At 34.7% G+C, this 14,871-nt stretch carries 22 protein-coding genes and 2 tRNA genes; 12 read left to right on the top strand and 12 right to left on the bottom strand.

What is annotated here, in order from left to right; all coding sequences use genetic code 11:
- Positions 1–2: 2 nt before the first annotated feature.
- Together Nisw_RS04135 and Nisw_RS04130 are read right to left on the bottom strand one after the other, a co-directional pair.
- Positions 3–650, bottom strand: a complete 648-nt coding sequence (locus tag Nisw_RS04135; RefSeq protein ID WP_141976756.1) for an SDR family NAD(P)-dependent oxidoreductase — start codon at positions 648–650, stop codon at positions 3–5.
- 25 nt (positions 651–675) lie between these two features.
- Positions 676–915, bottom strand: coding sequence for a hypothetical protein (locus tag Nisw_RS04130; protein ID WP_141976754.1), 240 nt, complete (start codon positions 913–915; stop codon positions 676–678).
- Between the two features lie 118 nt (positions 916–1,033).
- Here Nisw_RS04130 and Nisw_RS04125 point away from each other — a divergent pair, with 118 nt between their 5' ends.
- Positions 1,034–1,627 carry a hypothetical protein gene (locus tag Nisw_RS04125; protein ID WP_141976752.1) on the top strand — a complete coding sequence of 198 codons (594 nt, stop codon included), beginning with the start codon at positions 1,034–1,036 and terminating at the stop codon, positions 1,625–1,627.
- Here Nisw_RS04125 and Nisw_RS04120 read toward each other — a convergent pair.
- Both Nisw_RS04120 and Nisw_RS04115 read right to left on the bottom strand, forming a co-directional pair.
- Positions 1,591–2,082 carry a hypothetical protein gene (locus tag Nisw_RS04120; RefSeq protein WP_141976750.1) on the bottom strand — a complete coding sequence of 164 codons (492 nt, stop codon included), beginning with the start codon at positions 2,080–2,082 and terminating at the stop codon, positions 1,591–1,593. The genes Nisw_RS04125 and Nisw_RS04120 overlap by 37 nt on opposite strands.
- A 42-nt stretch (positions 2,083–2,124) precedes the next feature.
- Positions 2,125–2,199 (bottom strand) — tRNA-Arg (locus Nisw_RS04115).
- 44 nt (positions 2,200–2,243) lie between these two features.
- On the opposite strand from Nisw_RS04115, the gene Nisw_RS04110 reads away from it, so the two are divergent.
- On the top strand, positions 2,244–3,419 hold the full coding sequence (locus Nisw_RS04110) for a pyridoxal phosphate-dependent aminotransferase (RefSeq protein WP_141976748.1): 1,176 nt from the start codon (positions 2,244–2,246) through the stop codon (positions 3,417–3,419).
- Here the strand turns inward: Nisw_RS04110 and Nisw_RS04105 are convergent.
- Genes Nisw_RS04105 through npdG form a run of 3 tightly spaced genes read right to left on the bottom strand, consistent with a single transcriptional unit; the run spans position 3,413 to position 4,718 of the window.
- Entirely contained in the window at positions 3,413–3,814 is a 402-nt protein-coding gene (locus tag Nisw_RS04105; protein ID WP_141976747.1) for a pyridoxamine 5'-phosphate oxidase family protein, read from the bottom strand. The genes Nisw_RS04110 and Nisw_RS04105 overlap by 7 nt on opposite strands.
- Positions 3,798–4,031 carry a hypothetical protein gene (locus Nisw_RS04100; protein ID WP_048083272.1) on the bottom strand — a complete coding sequence of 78 codons (234 nt, stop codon included), beginning with the start codon at positions 4,029–4,031 and terminating at the stop codon, positions 3,798–3,800. Before Nisw_RS04100 ends, Nisw_RS04105 begins: the two co-directional genes overlap by 17 nt.
- Positions 4,032–4,046: 15 nt before the next feature.
- Positions 4,047–4,718, bottom strand: a complete 672-nt coding sequence (gene npdG, locus Nisw_RS04095; RefSeq protein ID WP_141976745.1) for an NADPH-dependent F420 reductase — start codon at positions 4,716–4,718, stop codon at positions 4,047–4,049.
- Positions 4,719–4,769: 51 nt separating this feature from the next.
- Between npdG and Nisw_RS04090 the strand changes: the two genes are divergently transcribed.
- The 6 genes from Nisw_RS04090 to Nisw_RS04065 are packed head-to-tail and all read left to right on the top strand — an operon-like array spanning position 4,770 to position 9,119.
- A complete protein-coding gene (locus Nisw_RS04090) occupies positions 4,770–5,393 on the top strand; it encodes a histidine phosphatase family protein (RefSeq protein WP_141976743.1) in 624 nt (207 codons plus the stop codon).
- Positions 5,394–5,448: 55 nt separating this feature from the next.
- A complete protein-coding gene (locus Nisw_RS04085; protein ID WP_141976741.1) occupies positions 5,449–5,709 on the top strand; it encodes a heme transporter CcmC in 261 nt (86 codons plus the stop codon).
- A gap of 2 nt (positions 5,710–5,711) precedes the next feature.
- Positions 5,712–6,143, top strand: a complete 432-nt coding sequence (locus tag Nisw_RS04080) for a cupredoxin domain-containing protein (protein WP_141978488.1) — start codon at positions 5,712–5,714, stop codon at positions 6,141–6,143.
- A gap of 37 nt (positions 6,144–6,180) precedes the next feature.
- Positions 6,181–7,707: a cbb3-type cytochrome c oxidase subunit I gene (locus tag Nisw_RS04075; RefSeq protein ID WP_141976739.1), complete on the top strand. Its 1,527-nt coding sequence runs from the start codon at positions 6,181–6,183 to the stop codon at positions 7,705–7,707.
- 12 nt (positions 7,708–7,719) lie between these two features.
- Positions 7,720–8,673, top strand: coding sequence for a plastocyanin/azurin family copper-binding protein (locus Nisw_RS04070; protein ID WP_141976737.1), 954 nt, complete (start codon positions 7,720–7,722; stop codon positions 8,671–8,673).
- Positions 8,674–8,675: 2 nt separating this feature from the next.
- Positions 8,676–9,119, top strand: a complete 444-nt coding sequence (locus Nisw_RS04065; protein WP_141976735.1) for a heme A synthase — start codon at positions 8,676–8,678, stop codon at positions 9,117–9,119.
- Here the strand turns inward: Nisw_RS04065 and Nisw_RS04060 are convergent.
- Positions 9,109–9,633, bottom strand: a complete 525-nt coding sequence (locus tag Nisw_RS04060) for a hypothetical protein (protein ID WP_141976733.1) — start codon at positions 9,631–9,633, stop codon at positions 9,109–9,111. The two genes, Nisw_RS04065 and Nisw_RS04060, sit on opposite strands and share 11 nt — an antisense overlap.
- Before the next feature lie 95 nt (positions 9,634–9,728).
- Here Nisw_RS04060 and Nisw_RS04055 point away from each other — a divergent pair, with 95 nt between their 5' ends.
- Together Nisw_RS04055 and Nisw_RS04050 are read left to right on the top strand one after the other, a co-directional pair.
- Positions 9,729–10,325 carry an SRPBCC family protein gene (locus Nisw_RS04055; protein WP_012214571.1) on the top strand — a complete coding sequence of 199 codons (597 nt, stop codon included), beginning with the start codon at positions 9,729–9,731 and terminating at the stop codon, positions 10,323–10,325.
- A gap of 65 nt (positions 10,326–10,390) precedes the next feature.
- Positions 10,391–10,464 (top strand) — tRNA-Lys (locus Nisw_RS04050).
- Between the two features lie 21 nt (positions 10,465–10,485).
- On the opposite strand, the gene Nisw_RS04045 is transcribed toward Nisw_RS04050, so the two are convergent.
- Positions 10,486–10,863, bottom strand: a complete 378-nt coding sequence (locus Nisw_RS04045; RefSeq protein ID WP_141976731.1) for a response regulator — start codon at positions 10,861–10,863, stop codon at positions 10,486–10,488.
- A gap of 144 nt (positions 10,864–11,007) precedes the next feature.
- On the opposite strand from Nisw_RS04045, the gene Nisw_RS04040 reads away from it, so the two are divergent.
- Positions 11,008–12,792 carry a sensor histidine kinase gene (locus tag Nisw_RS04040; RefSeq protein WP_141976729.1) on the top strand — a complete coding sequence of 595 codons (1,785 nt, stop codon included), beginning with the start codon at positions 11,008–11,010 and terminating at the stop codon, positions 12,790–12,792.
- Here the strand turns inward: Nisw_RS04040 and Nisw_RS04035 are convergent, their stop codons facing one another.
- The 3 genes from Nisw_RS04035 to Nisw_RS04030 are packed head-to-tail and all read right to left on the bottom strand — an operon-like array spanning position 12,793 to position 14,502.
- Positions 12,793–13,347, bottom strand: a complete 555-nt coding sequence (locus tag Nisw_RS04035; protein WP_141976727.1) for a class I SAM-dependent methyltransferase — start codon at positions 13,345–13,347, stop codon at positions 12,793–12,795. It lies immediately after the preceding gene.
- Between the two features lie 37 nt (positions 13,348–13,384).
- Positions 13,385–13,546 (bottom strand): hypothetical protein, encoded by a 162-nt coding sequence (locus Nisw_RS09135; RefSeq protein WP_185736669.1) that lies wholly within the window; start codon positions 13,544–13,546, stop codon positions 13,385–13,387.
- A gap of 41 nt (positions 13,547–13,587) precedes the next feature.
- Entirely contained in the window at positions 13,588–14,502 is a 915-nt protein-coding gene (locus tag Nisw_RS04030; RefSeq protein ID WP_141976725.1) for a branched-chain amino acid transaminase, read from the bottom strand.
- A 93-nt stretch (positions 14,503–14,595) separates the two neighbouring features.
- Here Nisw_RS04030 and Nisw_RS04025 point away from each other — a divergent pair, with 93 nt between their 5' ends.
- Entirely contained in the window at positions 14,596–14,802 is a 207-nt protein-coding gene (locus tag Nisw_RS04025; RefSeq protein ID WP_141976723.1) for a hypothetical protein, read from the top strand.
- Positions 14,803–14,871 lie beyond the last annotated feature (69 nt).

Here is a 14,871-nt window from a genome sequence, read left to right as displayed (position 1 = left end):
TTTTAGAAAACATAATTTGAGTTTGCACCATCAAAGTTTATTGTAACCCCTGACAAATACTTTATTTTATTTTGAATTATTGATTTTACAAAATTTCCAATCTCTTCGGGCTCTCCTAATCTTTTCATAGGTAATGATTTTTTGTATTCTTCAACATTTTCTATTAATTTTTGAGTCCTATCAGTGTTGATTGGTCCTGGAGCAATATTGATACAACTAATTTGATTTTCAGCATATTCTTTGCTCAGCACTTTGAAAATTTCAGCAAAAGCTGCTCGATATGCTGATGAAATTATTAATTTTGAATTTGGTTCTTTAATCACATTAGAACTGATCAGAAAAATGTATCCTCCATCATTAATTTTGATATTTTGTAAAATTGTGACAAATCCTAAAAATAATTGATTGTGATATAATTTCCAATCTTCTTCTGTGATTGTTGGAAATGGCTTTGGAGCAGGTCCTCCTGTATTTAGAACCAAAATATCTGTTTGATTATGATTTTTGACAAATTCTTTAACGCTGTCTAAATTTGAAGTATCAATATCATTTTTTGATGCAGCAAAAACATCAATTTCTAATGATTTTAGTGATTCTGATATTGCTTTTCCTATGCCTCTAGATCCTCCTAAAACAATTGCACTAGTCATAATATTTTGAAATATTCTTTGATAATTAAATTTCTTTAATCTCAGTTATTGTTCCTTGAACAGAATCCATCTGAATTATGGCTTTTTTATCTTCCCATCCTAATGCCACATACCAATCTCCTGCATCATCATGATATTTTGTTTCTAAAGTTTCAATTGTATCTGGAACTACATTGTATTTTTTTGCAATACCTGACATTGCAAGTGCAATGGCATCTTTCTCTTTTTCTAGTCTTCTTTTCATTAATCCAATTCCAGGACTCATGAAATTCCTAGATTGTTTTATCTAATATAGTTAATTCTAAAAATTAGCCACAAAGTAAATTTTTCCAACTTGATATTTTTACAAGATTTCAAATACTCCTTTCATATAGTGCGAATAAATGAGATTAATTCAACGAATTTCAAACTCGACACTTGTAAAATCTGATAATCTTGTACATATCATATGCATTCTATCTGTTATTGGTCCTGTCATTACAGTTTCAGCAGGATTTTGGGATGCAATATCTCATCTTCAAAAAGAACCTGAATTTTTCTGGAGTCCATCTCACATGATTGTATACTCTGGAGTCTCAATGACTGTAGTAGCTTCAATACTAGGTGGCATGTTAATAATTCGAAAATCTATTCATCGCTCTCTAAAGACCGGGGTTAAACTAGTAATGATTGGCTCTGTAATTCAAATAATTTCTGGCTTTGGGGATTCTTTATCTCATGAAGTATTTGGTATTGATGGATTAATTTCTTGGTCTCATCAACCTCTAGAATTGGGACTAGTCCTAGGCTCCCTTGGTGGATTATTAATTTTAAAAAATAGAGAACACACTAAACTCAAATTTTTATTGCCTTTTTCAATTGTAACATTTTTGTTCTTTACAATATGGTTGGGGTTCAATCTAATTCTAATTTTTGGACACACAATACAATGTATCCCCGTCTATGAGATATTCTCATCAGGCTGTGCCATTTTGTAATTTTTAATTTTAAGATATGCCATCACTATCATAGAAATAGTTCCAACTAGAATCATTATTCCTGGTGGGATCATTTCTTTTGAATTGGTGTTTCCAAATTCTACTTCTAAATTCACTTGATTTTTTGCCAAGTTTGTTACTTTGACAGTGTATGACCCATCTCCACTAAAATCAAAATATCCTACTGACATTTTTGTTTGAATGATTTGTTCTTGAATCACATTGTCTTTTACATCTAGAATCTGAATGAATATCTCCTCCCCTGAAAACTCTGACATGTAGACTTTGTAAAATCCAATATCTGTACCTGTAAATTGTGATTTCATTTCAAAAGAACTTGATTGTTTTAGAATAGTTTGTTCCTGATTTTTTTCAACATCTGTAAAAACTACTGATATCCACCCCATCCCAACAATTACCAAAACCAGCCCAATTTTGAATAATGATATTTTCATTTCGTTCTTGTGGAAATTTTTTTACTTAATAAGATAAACTAAAGGGCTCGGAGGGCTTCGATCCCTCGACCTGGCGGTTCGAAGCCGCCCGCACTATCCAGGCTGTGCAACGAGTCCAAACAAGTAAGAATTTAACGGGCCTAAATATCTGTCTAGATACTTTGAAGGTATCAAAAAAAGTAGCAGGTGTAGAGTATGCAATTAGAGATATTGTTCTTGCAGCAAGAAAAGTACAACAACAAGGAATGCAAGTAGATTATCTAAATATTGGTGATCCTGTTCAATTTGGTTTTCAACCCCCTGATAATGTCAAACAAGCTTTGATTGACGCAATTAACAATGGTGAGAATTACTATTCTACTTCTGAAGGACTATTAGAATTAAGACAAGAGATTGCTAAAAAAGAAAATACCAAAGGATTGTCAATTTCTGCTGATGAGATTCTAGTTACAAATGGTGTATCTGAAGGACTGGACATGGTAATATCCTCAATTGTTGAAGAGGGAGATGAAGTACTACTTCCAGGCCCATATTATCCTCCATATGCCTCCTATGTTAGATTGCATGGTGGAGTCCCTGTAGAGTTTGCAGTTGATTTGGATAATTCTACTCCTGATATTGATGATATAAAATCAAAAATTACTTCAAAAACTGTTGCCATATGTCTGATTAGTCCCAACAATCCTACTGGTGTCGTGTTTAATGAAAAATCACTTCAAGAACTAGTAGATATTGCAAATCAACATAATCTCTACATAATTTGTGATGAAATTTATGATCAAATTATTTTTGATGAAAAATTTGTTGGGATTGGTAAAGTTGCAGGGGATTCTCCAGTAATTGTTCTAAATGGTTTTTCCAAAGTTCACCTAATGTCTGGTTGGAGAATTGGGTATATTGCATTTAACAATTCTCCAAAACTTGATGCAATACGAGAAAATCTACCCAAATTGGCCCGAGTAAGAATTGCAACAAGCCTTCCAGTACAACATGCTGCTTTGGAATCACTGCGAGGACCTCAAGACTATATCTCTAATTTTGTATCTGAAATTAAAAAACGCAGAGACTTGGTTGTAAAACGACTAAATGAAATGCCAGGACTCTCTTGCCCCAATCCAAAAGGTGCATTTTATGCATTTCCAAAAATTGAAGATAATAGATTTGGAACAGACAAGGAATTTGTTACAAAACTCTTAGAATCAAAAGGTGTGCTAACTGTACACGGTTCTGGTTTTGGAGAACAATATGGTAGTGGTCATTTCAGACTAGTTTATCTTCCTAGCCTTCAAGTTTTAGACTCTGCAATGAACAAAATTGAAGAATTTGTTAGTCAATAACTCCAGACAGAAATTTTTTCAGGAATAATTTCTATAACACAATTAGTGTCATCAAGTAATTCTTTTGCAGATTTGTTCTCCAATGTCTTGAAATATCGTAAAAGAATCTTTTTTGCAATAATTTTCACCTTTTTTTCTTCTAGGATTAAATTTGATTTTCCTTGTCCCATAACCCCATAGATATTTGGTGCATTGACTCCTGTATCTACACAAAAAGAAACCCTGTTGTTTTTCTTTAGATTTTTTGCCTTTTGAGTTTTGGTGTTTGTTCCGATATAGAATTTTTTTCCACTATATCTGTACCATACAGGAACAATATGTGGAGTTTTATTTTTTCCAATAGTAGATAGATGCAAAATCTTTTGCGTTTTTAGAAACTCATCTTTTTTGCTCATGTTTTCTAAATCCCAATGCTATCATAAAAACACCAAATGCTAACATTGCCATAGATACTTTTTCATTAGTGATTTCACCATTGAACAAAAATTCTTCAACAAATTCTGGCCCCCATATCAGTAATTGTCTGACTAAAACAATTCCTGCCATAACAGAAAATAAAACTCCTATGGCAGTATACCAATTTCTACCTCGCCTATAATACTCGTGGCTCATGATAAAAGAACAGACTTAGATAATTTTGATTCCAGGATTTTTTATCTTGTTTTGAATCATTGCATTAAGTAACAATGGAGTTGACATTTCTGCCAAATATGACAACTCTATTGGTCCCAAGTAAATTGATCTTAATCCCTTTATCTCATCAATTAGTGTATTTACCACACCTACTGCTTCTTTGTCATCTCCACAAACAAAAATATCATAATCTAACTCTAGAGTTGGATTGACAAGTTTCTTTTCAGAAATTACATGAAAAGCAGATACTAATTTTGATTTATTCTTCATATGGTTTGATACAAGTTTGTATGAGAATGGTTTGTTATCTTTAATTGAAACACACTCAAATCCAACATCTGTTTTAGTCATTGGAACAATTGGGGATACTACAACACAGCTGTCTTTAACTTCTGGCAGTATTCCTGAACACACAGAATCAATGTTCTCATATGGAATTGATAAAATCAAAACATCACTTTCTTTTGCAACTGAAACATTATCATTTCCAGAAATACTTCCTTTAATTTCTCCAAATGCTTCTTTTGCCAAGTTTGTGTATTCTGTAGCTGATTCTGATGCTCTTGCTGCATCTCTAGAGCCAACTATTACATCATGATTTTGAGACCATCTTAATGCAAATCCTTTACCCATTCCACCAGTTCCACCAATAATTCCTACTTTCATGAAATAACTACAGACAATGTTATTATTATCTCTATTTGAATTTCGATTAGATTGGGTCAAATAATTTTCCTAAGACATGGTCAGGCAAAAAATAACACTGATCGAATATTGGCAGGTAGAACAGAAGGTGTACCTTTGACTGATGTTGGCAGACAACAAGCACAACACACTGCTGAATTACTAGAACACATGAATATCTCTGCAATTTATTCTAGCCCTATTCAAAGAGCAAAACATACTGCAGAAATTGTTGGAAAACACAATTCTCTTGATGTTACAATTGATGATCGATTAATTGAACTTGATATGGGAAAATTCACTGGTATGGCCTATGATGAAATTTTCAATGATCATGGAAATGTTTTTATGAAATTCTATCAAGGTGATCTTGAAATTGCTCACAATGGTGTAGAAACTTTTGATGAAGTCAAAAAAAGAGTTTTAGGAATTGTTGATCACGTCATTGAAAACCATCCTGATGAAAATGTTGTACTGGTAACTCATATGGATCCGATCAAGGCAATGCTTTCAACAGTTGTAGACTTGTCCCCTACAAACCTCTTTGAATTAATCATTGCAAACGCGTCCTTGAATCTCTTTAGGGAGAACAAACGAAAGTTCTCGATTTCCGGACTTAATGTAATGCATCCAACTCGCTTCGATCAAGGTTGGTAGCTAATAATCTTGAAAACCCTTAAATAGAAATCAAAGGTCACGTCAGTCATTCACTATGAAGGGAATAGTCGGGTTATTCTTGGTATTGGCCGTTATGGTAATAGTTCCAGCTGTAGAGTATGCATTTGCTGAACCTTCAGAGCCAGGTGAATATTTAGATCGTAGAGTGATTATTTGGAACTTATTCTTTAGAATGATGACAATTGCATTTGTTGTAGGTGCAGTTGTATCAGGTACTATGATTTGGCAAGTTTGGAGATTTAGAGAATCTCATCCTAAAGCAAAACCAACACCATATGAGGGGACTGAGTGGTAGAAATGGGTGGACATTCTAACTGGCCTGAATGGATTTACGTTGGCGTAGTAGTCGCTATCATGTGTTGGGTAGGTGCAGAAGCATGGGAAGCAGAAAGACTAGTTGAACATGTTCCTGAAGGTGCTGAAATTATCAAAGTAACAGGACAACAATGGTTCTGGACTTTTGAACATGAAGATGGTACTAAAGAAATTGGTGAATTACATGTAGAAAAAGGCAAAGCCTACAAATTTGAAATTCATTCAACTGATGTAAACCACTCTTTTAACATTCACGATTATGTGGTTTTGATGGATGCAATTCCAGGTAGAGTTAACACTGTATGGTTTGCACCTGATGCAGTTGGCGAACATGATATTCAATGCAGAGAATACTGTGGATTAATTCACTATAACATGCGTGGAACATTAATTGTGGAGGAACCACACTCTTGATAACGCTTTTATCCGAATCACTGGAGGGAATTAACTAATGGTTCTAGAATTACAAAAACCACGTCCAATTTGGCAAATAATGTTCTCAACCCATCATACTGATGTTGGTTTACTTTATCTTATCACATCTCTAGGATTCTTGTTCTTAGGTGGTGCATTAGCACTTGCAATTAGAGCTGAATTGTTCTTGCCAGGAGCACAAATCATTGGTGATGCAATGACCTTTAACAGAATCTTTACAGTTCACGGAACCACTTTGATCTTCTTGTTTATCATACCATTTGCATCTTCTGTTGGTAACTACTTTGTTCCAATTATGGTTAGATACAAAGATATGGCTTATCCAAAACTTAATGCAATCGCATTTTGGATGATTCCTCCTGCAGGCGCTCTCATCTGGTTAGGCTTTGCAGACTTTACTTGGTATGCAACACCTCCATACTCTATTATCAGTGCTCCAGGTCCAGCTGCTGACATGTGGATATTTGGATTAAAGATTTTAGGTGTGTCATCCGTTCTTGGTGCAATCAATTTTATCGTTACAATTCTCAAATGTAAACACCCTGACATGTCAATTGGTCAAGTTCCATTATTGGCTTGGTCATTCTTGTCATCATCATTAATCATCCTTGTTGCAATTCCAACATTTGCAGCCGCATTGTTGATGCTCTTAACTGACAGACTTGGTGTAACTGGATTCTTTAACCCTGCAATGGGTGGTGATCCAATTGCATATGCACACTTGTTCTGGTTTACATTCCATCCCGAAGTATACGTTCTTGTCATTCCAGCTATTGGTATGATGTATGAAATTATTCCAAGATTCTCTAGAAAACCAATCTACAGTTTCAATTCTGGTATCTTTGCATTTGTGCTATTATCTATTGTTGGCTTCTCATCATGGGCACATCACATGTATGCAACTGGAATGTCTTTTACCGAAAAGACTGTATTCATGGTAGGAACTCTTGCAGCCGTTCCCGCATCTGCAATGCACGTCTACAACTTTATTGCAACAATGTGGAATGGTAGAATCAAATTCTTAACTCCAATGATGTGGTCAGTTGGTGGAATAGCATTATTCTTCTCAGCAGGTGCAGGTGGTGTTGCAAATGCCGCTATGCCATTAGACTTTACAACTCACGACACTTACTGGGTAGTTGGACACTTCCATCTATTTGTCATGGGAACCATTGCATTTGGTTCAATTGGATTCCTTTACTACATGTATCCATATGTTACAGGAAGAATGTACAATGAAACAATGGGTAAGATTCACTTTATTCTATCTTTCATAGGAACAATTTTGGTATTCTTCACCCAACACGTACTTGGATTGTATGGAATGCCAAGAAGAATCTTTGACTATCCTCCAATCCCAGAATGGATTGCAATGAACCAAATTGCATCAGTTGGTGCAATGGTAATTGGCGTAGGTATGGTGGTCTTTTTGGTTAACATGATTTACAGCGCTGGAAAAGGAGAACCTGCAAACACAGAGGATCCATTTGGCGTTGGAGGCAAATACTATTATCCATTTGAGGCAAAGAACCCATCACATTAGGAGATAAATGAAATGACTGAGAATCAATACTATCTAACAACACCTGCCAGAACCGGAAAGATGATGGCAATCATGTTGGGAATTTGTATTGTAGGTGGAGTAATCTTCTTTTCACTTTGGGATTATTGGATTTCAGAACCTGCTCCAGTTGTTGCAATGATGGCAGGTGGGGATGATCATGCTGCTCCTGTTGCTCAAACAGGAAAGACAATCACCCAAGATCTTTCATTTCTTGAATCAGCTGACTTTAGGTCTTTAACATTTAATGCATTAATAGGTGAACCTGGAGCCAACCCAACAATTGAGATGAATGTTGGTGATAAAGTAATTTTTAACGTAGTTAATGATGGAAAATCTTTCCACGCATTTGGTGTCACTAAAGACGCTGAAGGATTTGGTGGAATTATTCCTGGTAGTGAAGTTGCATCTGCATCTAATCCTCTAAAGGCAGGTGAAAGTGGAACTTCGGAATTTGTTGCTGGTGAAGAAGGAACTTACTATTACATCTGTACAGTTCCAGGTCACAGAGAACAAGGAATGGTTGGTGAGATCATTGTAGGTCCCGCACAAGGAGGTAGTTCTGGAGTTGCAGCAGCCCCAACAGGAGTATCTCATGACTTTACTTTAGACTTTGTAGAATCTGATGATTTTAGAACTTTAGCATTTAACGCATTACCTGGAGAGGATGGAAATAATCCTGAAATTCGTGTAAACTCTGGTGATGAAGTTACTATTACTTCTTCAAATAACGGTAAATCTTTCCATGCATTTGGAGTTGTTGCAAATCCTGAAGACTTTAACAATGTAATCTGGGGCTCTGAAATCGCAGCAGCATCTAATCCTCTAAAACCTGGTGAAAGTGGTAGTACTACATTTACTGCTGGTGCTCCTGGTAGTTACTATTACATCTGTACAGTTCCTGGACATGCATTACAAGGCATGGTAGGCAACTTCATAGTAGAATAATTTTGGCAATACAATATCTTGCATTAGCAACAATGATAGTTTTGTACTCACTTATGTTCTTAGGTGGATATATTTCAGCAGCTGGATTGGGATTAACTTGTCCTGAATGGCCGTTATGTCCAAATGGTGTGATGCCATCTGAAGAATATCTTATTGAATGGATTCATAGATTAGCAGCTGCTACCACTGGTACTTTGGTTATTGCAACCATGGTTGCAAGCTTTCTCAACAAACGAGCTGACACAAAAATCAAAATCACAAGTACTCTTGCAACCGTATTTGTTATTACGCAAATTACCCTTGGTGCTCTAGTAATTGATACAAAACTTCATGCCGTTTTAGTTGCAATTCACTTGGGAATTGGAATATTGTTGTTCTCAATGGTATTGTTGACTGCAATATTTGCATTTAGAATTTCAAGTAAATCTTTAGAAACTAAAGTTTAGACTTTTTGAAAATTTTTGGTACATAGATATACAAAAACACCCCTGTCATTGATAGTGCTCCTATAGTAATCGCTATGATGAAAATTTGTCCAAATGGGCTCTGAGTCCCCATGTTAAATTTGAATGAAAGCGGTTCGGCGTTATTTGGTGTATTATACAAGAACACTTCAACAATGTGATTTCCTGAATTTCTCCAAACATAATCAAAATCCCAATGAGATCCTTCTACTGCTGTAGGTGGAATGGTGTCGACTTGTTTACCATTATAGAATATTTTCATTCCCATTGTAAATCTGTCGACTTCTTCATAATCAAATCCCTCAGTTACTTTAATCAAAAACTGAGATGGCTCATCAATTTGTGGAAATTCTGGAGCAGTTGCAACTTGAACCCTATATCCTGCATTAAACTGCTCAGCAGAATTAAACATAGAATGTCCAAACGCGTTATTTAGTCCTGGAATTGCGAAAAGAACCAAAAAAGATAGAATCAAAACTGATCGCTTTTTTGTCATATGGAATAATACTAGAATTAGATGAATATATTGTAACTAGATTCCTTCGGAAATCTTCAAAACCTTTAAATCCTTATTGGCAAGACATTGAATCGTTGACCCTCGTAACAAAATCAATCGATATTAAGACACCTGTTGAGAATGTCTTTACCTACTTTGCAAGACCAGAACATGTTTCTGATCAAATCAAAACTGATGCAGTAGGCATGACAGTCGTTCCTATGGATATCAAGGAAGGAATGGGTGTAGGTACAACCTTTAGAATTATCGGTGACTTTAGCGGTAAACGTTTAGAGTGGGATTGTGAGACAACCGAATTTGTTAGAAATGAGAAAATCACTGCAAAACAAATTGAAGGTCCATTCAAGAAATGGCAAATTACCAATGAATTCAAGTCATTAGGAAATAACCTCACAAGAGTTACAATGTCAGTAGATTATGAAATGCCATTTGGTCCATTAGGAGCCATTATGGATAAAGCAAAATTTGCAAAATCTGCTGAGAGAGGAATGGAAACTGCCCTTTACAACGTTAGAGGTTTGTTAGAAGGAAATGGTTCAATTCCAGTATACATCACACTAGAAGCATACCAAAAACTTCTTGCCGAAAAGAAAAAGATGAATGATGTTCCAGTTTCAACTGCACTAACTGCAATCATTGAAAAATACAATGAGATTGAAGCTAAAGCATAAAACATAATTTTCCTTTATTTTAAAATCTTAAGATTAATAACAACTCTAGGCTTAGTATTTTTGGTGGGTCTATGGCGCAGCCAGGTAGCGCACAGGACTCTTAATCCTGCTGTCGTGGGTTCGAATCCCTCTAGACCCGCTTTTCAATTCTTAATTAAAATTATTTTTCTAATTTTATTTCAGAATATTTCCGTGCCAAATCAACAAGCTGGTCTATTCCTAATGGTTTTGTAATAACTTTGATTAATCCTCTTTTGATTGCTTCTTGATTCTTTTTTTCATATTCTGCCATTCCAGTAACTATTACAACATTTGCGTTATTGTCTAATTTTTTAATTTGATTAAAGGCCTCATATCCATCTAAGACTGGCATATCTCCATCCATTATTACAAGAGAGGGTTGTACTTCTTTGAATTTTTCTACCCCTTCTTGTCCATTTACTGCGGTATGTACATCAAATTTGTTCAATTCCAAAATTTCTTTGTAAATCATGAGAAGATCATCGTCATCTTCAACTACTAGAATAGTTTTTTTCATTTCTATATACATAGATACATTGGTCATAAATTAATAGTACGTTATTCATATATTATGAAAATAATATTAATATATGAACTTCTTAATATATTGTAATTGAAAATCTATAAAACATAGCACGTAAATGACTAACAGGGACTAGAAATGAGTCAATCACAATTAAAAACTAATGACCATAGATCATTAACCTTTGTATTAATTGCTCTAGTTGGGATTACTCTAATCTATCAATTAAGACCATTTCTTGATGATGCTCAATTTGCATGGATTTCTGTTCCATCTTATTCTATAATCCCTGGAACTTTGGTAGTTTTTGCAACTGTTCTTGCAATCAAACTAAAAAGAATGAATCATTATCAAGCTAAAGCATATTTTCTATTTGCAATTGGAGTTGCATGTTGGTTTGTTGCAGAACAACTTTGGGCAGCATATGACCATGTTTGGGAAGGTGAACCATTTCCATCAGAAGCTGATGCATTTTACATTGCAGCATATCCTTTCCTATTTGCATTTTTAATGATTAGTCTAAAACCTGCTAGAAAATCAATCTCTAAAAATGTCCTATTCTTTGCAATAGCACTATCTGCAGCATTTTTGATCCCTTCATTTTCAATTACTTTCTCCGATATGGAAGGTGAATTACCTTTTGATACAGCAGTTGCTTTGGCATATCCTATTGCTAGCTCTGTTTTGTTAGTTCCTGCGATTATTGGAATCATGTTCCTCTTCAAACTAGAGACGAATTATTCTTGGATGTTGATGTTGTTTGGATTTATCTCGTACATTATAGCTGATACTTTCTTCTTGTTTGTGATAGTTGATGGTAGTTACTATGATGGCCATCCAACCGATCTTGTGTATCTATACAGTTTTCTTTTGTTCATATTTTCATTATCTAATAGGCTAAAGTCCATTAATGAAAAAACAGATAGTAGGCAGACAATATTTTATTCTGAAAAAATTAAATTTGAAACTATTGGAAAATTCGGAGTCCCACTAACACTAGTAATTGTGTCTATGGTCGTTATCATCTCCATGATTCATTCTGTATATTTTGAAGATGAAGAAACATTTTCCCTGCAAAACTTTATGCTTGGAATCGTTGCGTTGTTGGGTGTCTTTATTGTATTAATTGTAACAATTAACAAAAATCTTACAAAACTTGTTCATATGCGTACTGAAGAACTTCAAGAACAAAAAAACAATCTAGAAAACCTTGTTGAAGAAAAAACACATGAATTACTAAAACAAGAACGCCTCTCTGCAATTGGTGAATTATCTGGACGCCTTGCACATGATCTTAGAAATCCTCTATCTGTAATGAAAATGTCTGTAGATTTGTTGGCCCAACAACCTGCCGATAAAAAAATCTCTGATCCTGATGTCGTTAAACGAATTGATTTAATTGATAAAAGCATCACTAGAATTTCTCACCAAGTTGATGATGTCTTGGGATATGTTCGAAACTCTCCTTTGAAATTATCTACTCTTTCAGTTCATGACCTTCTAAAAACTTCTATAGACAAAATTAACGTACCATCTAATGTTGAAATCATTATTTCTGATAAAGATACAAGCATCAATTGCGATCCTGTAAAAATTGATGCTGTTTTCATTAATCTCATAGTAAATTCAATTCAAGCAATGCCTGATAGTGGTGGTCAAATTAACATAAACATAAGTGAAAACAAAGATAATGTAAAATTAGAATTCTCCGATTCGGGTGATGGAATTCCTGAACATATTATTGATAAAATCTTTGAACCTCTATTTACTACTAAACAAAAAGGTACTGGCTTAGGTTTGGCAAGTTGTAAAAATATTATTGAACAGCATCAGGGAATTATTTCTGTAAAGAACAATCCAACTACCTTTACTATAGAGATGCCAAAATTACTTACTCAAGAAGTAAAAATTGAAACTCCATAACTAGAGTTTTTTTAATAACACAAATCGTTTTTTCTCAGGTTCAATGTCTTCGTGCATGTCTACATCACTCACAATTCTCACCTTGTAATCCATCCAACGTTTTGCCATGTTTCGAGATGTTTGATTTTCATCAATTCTCTCCTCTATGTTGTTATATTTCTCACAATTCATGATGTATTTTCCTGACACTCTGTACATTTCTGAAATCCCTTTTTCTAATGTATCTTCATCTAGATAATTCAATAATCCATGAGTAAAAACAAAATCTATTGATGAATCCTCGTATGGTAAATCTATGATGCTTCCTTTTTTGAAATTAGCTGCTGAAAATTTTTCTTTTGCGATATCTAATGCATATTCATTAAGATCAATCCCGTGAATTTGAAAGGTGTCTGGAAATAATCTTAAATCAATCCCAGTACCACATCCAATTTCTAAAACACTTGTACATCGTAATGATATTGCCAGATCTTTTGTGAATTTTGCAAATTCTTCATTATATCTTGATTCATTTTCATCTGCATACTTTTTCCAAAAATCATCTTTGTAATCCATGAATTTTTTGAGATATAGCTGTATTTGATACTAATTGTTAGTGGTCACATTTGCATGGAATGAGTTTTGTATCAAATGTACAGTCGTGAGGACCGTCAGATTTTCCTTGAGTTGGAATCTCTTTCATGCAATCTTCATGACGACCCTTTCTACAAAACCAACAGATTTCTTGTGTATCTCCAGTGGCACATGAATCCATAATTTCTATGATTTTTTGTGGGTAAAAAACTTCGTGGAATCTTAGATGTATGTTAACCAAGGCAAGAATCTTTCATCTTTGCCCATTACTACATCTGTAAATGATTTTTGTAGTGCTTTAGTAACTTGGCCCATTTTTCCATTACCGATTTTTACTTTGTCAATCTGTGTTACGGATTTCACTTCAGCAGCAGTACCTGTCATGAAAATTTCGTCAGCAGCATAAAGGTCGTCTCTTTCTAGATCCCGTTCAATAACAAATCCGCCATTTTCTTCAATGATCTGGATTACACTATCTCTTGTAATTCCTTCTAGTCCTCCTGCAGATAATGGAGGTGTTTGAATAATGTCATCTTTTACAACAAAGATATTTTCAGCACTACCTTCAGCAACTTTTCCATGCCAATTTAGCATAATTGCCTCATCGTACCCATTCTCTAATGCTTCCATTCTAGCTAATGCTGCATTTGCATAGTTTGATGCTGCTTTTGCTTGTGTAGGTTGAGATCTAGAATCAATTTTTATCCAACTAGATACTTTGCATTTCGCTCCTGAGAACTTTCCTGCTTTTGACTCTCCCATTTTCCATTCCCAACATGAAATAGAGGCATCCACTTTGTTTTGTGTTGGGGTTAAACCCATTGTTCCATATCCGTAATAGGCTAATGGTCTAATGTAACACTCTTTGAGTCCACTTGCTTTTACTGTCTTGATAATTCCATCAGAAATTTCTTTTTTGGAAAATTGCATTTTCATAGAATACAATTTTGCTGATTTGAAGAATCTGTCTACATGCTCTGGGAGTCTAAAAATGGCAGAACCATTTGGCGTATTATAGCATCTGATTCCTTCAAAGATTGATGTAGAATAATGTAATGCGTGAGTTAGAACATGAACTTTGGCATCTTTAAATGGCACTAATTTCCCATTCATCCATATTTTTCCAACTTCTTTCATAGGAGAGGAAAAAAACTATGCTAATTTAAAGAATTATTTTTTGATGCAGTTTTTAACATCAAACTACATATCCTGCGATTGGGCATAAATCATATGGAATGGACTTTTGGCTTTATTGCTATTGCTCTTCTAACAATAGGCTTGATTGGACAAGCATTTGAGATGAGAAAGATTCGTCAGACAACTTACAGAGATGAGGAAATGGGTTCCGTCAATATTTTTACAAACAAAAGAAACCTCAAGTGGTATGCAATTCTTGGAGTGGGAATTATTTTGTGGTATGCAGCTGAGCGTATGTAATCTGATCTATATAGATCAGCTCTAAATAGTAGCGAATACAAAGTATAGTATCGCGTGTTTAGGGTAACG

The sequence above is a fragment of the Candidatus Nitrosopumilus sp. SW genome, assembly GCF_006740685.1.
Lineage (GTDB): Archaea > Thermoproteota > Nitrososphaeria > Nitrososphaerales > Nitrosopumilaceae > Nitrosopumilus.
The sequence above is the reverse complement of the archived record's forward strand: the minus strand, read 5'-3'. Positions and strand labels throughout refer to the sequence as shown.

Excerpts from the sequence above, each read along its gene's own strand:
- Nisw_RS04135 (WP_141976756.1), bottom strand. The coding sequence starts at position 650 with ATGACTAGTGCAATTGTTTTAGGAGGATCTAGAGGCATAGGAAAAGCA.
- Nisw_RS04130 (WP_141976754.1), bottom strand. The coding sequence starts at position 915 with ATGAGTCCTGGAATTGGATTAATGAAAAGAAGACTAGAAAAAGAGAAA.
- Nisw_RS04125 (WP_141976752.1), top strand. The coding sequence starts at position 1,034 with ATGAGATTAATTCAACGAATTTCAAACTCGACACTTGTAAAATCTGAT.
- Nisw_RS04120 (WP_141976750.1), bottom strand. The coding sequence starts at position 2,082 with ATGAAAATATCATTATTCAAAATTGGGCTGGTTTTGGTAATTGTTGGG.
- Nisw_RS04105 (WP_141976747.1), bottom strand. The coding sequence starts at position 3,814 with ATGAGCAAAAAAGATGAGTTTCTAAAAACGCAAAAGATTTTGCATCTA.
- Nisw_RS04100 (WP_048083272.1), bottom strand. The coding sequence starts at position 4,031 with ATGAGCCACGAGTATTATAGGCGAGGTAGAAATTGGTATACTGCCATA.
- npdG (WP_141976745.1), bottom strand. The coding sequence starts at position 4,718 with ATGAAAGTAGGAATTATTGGTGGAACTGGTGGAATGGGTAAAGGATTT.
- Nisw_RS04085 (WP_141976741.1), top strand. The coding sequence starts at position 5,449 with ATGAAGGGAATAGTCGGGTTATTCTTGGTATTGGCCGTTATGGTAATA.
- Nisw_RS04080 (WP_141978488.1), top strand. The coding sequence starts at position 5,712 with ATGGGTGGACATTCTAACTGGCCTGAATGGATTTACGTTGGCGTAGTA.
- Nisw_RS04075 (WP_141976739.1), top strand. The coding sequence starts at position 6,181 with ATGGTTCTAGAATTACAAAAACCACGTCCAATTTGGCAAATAATGTTC.
- Nisw_RS04070 (WP_141976737.1), top strand. The coding sequence starts at position 7,720 with ATGACTGAGAATCAATACTATCTAACAACACCTGCCAGAACCGGAAAG.
- Nisw_RS04060 (WP_141976733.1), bottom strand. The coding sequence starts at position 9,633 with ATGACAAAAAAGCGATCAGTTTTGATTCTATCTTTTTTGGTTCTTTTC.
- Nisw_RS04045 (WP_141976731.1), bottom strand. The coding sequence starts at position 10,863 with ATGAAAAAAACTATTCTAGTAGTTGAAGATGACGATGATCTTCTCATG.
- Nisw_RS04040 (WP_141976729.1), top strand. The coding sequence starts at position 11,008 with ATGAGTCAATCACAATTAAAAACTAATGACCATAGATCATTAACCTTT.
- Nisw_RS04035 (WP_141976727.1), bottom strand. The coding sequence starts at position 13,347 with ATGGATTACAAAGATGATTTTTGGAAAAAGTATGCAGATGAAAATGAA.
- Nisw_RS09135 (WP_185736669.1), bottom strand. The coding sequence starts at position 13,546 with ATGGATTCATGTGCCACTGGAGATACACAAGAAATCTGTTGGTTTTGT.
- Nisw_RS04030 (WP_141976725.1), bottom strand. The coding sequence starts at position 14,502 with ATGAAAGAAGTTGGAAAAATATGGATGAATGGGAAATTAGTGCCATTT.
- Nisw_RS04025 (WP_141976723.1), top strand. The coding sequence starts at position 14,596 with ATGGAATGGACTTTTGGCTTTATTGCTATTGCTCTTCTAACAATAGGC.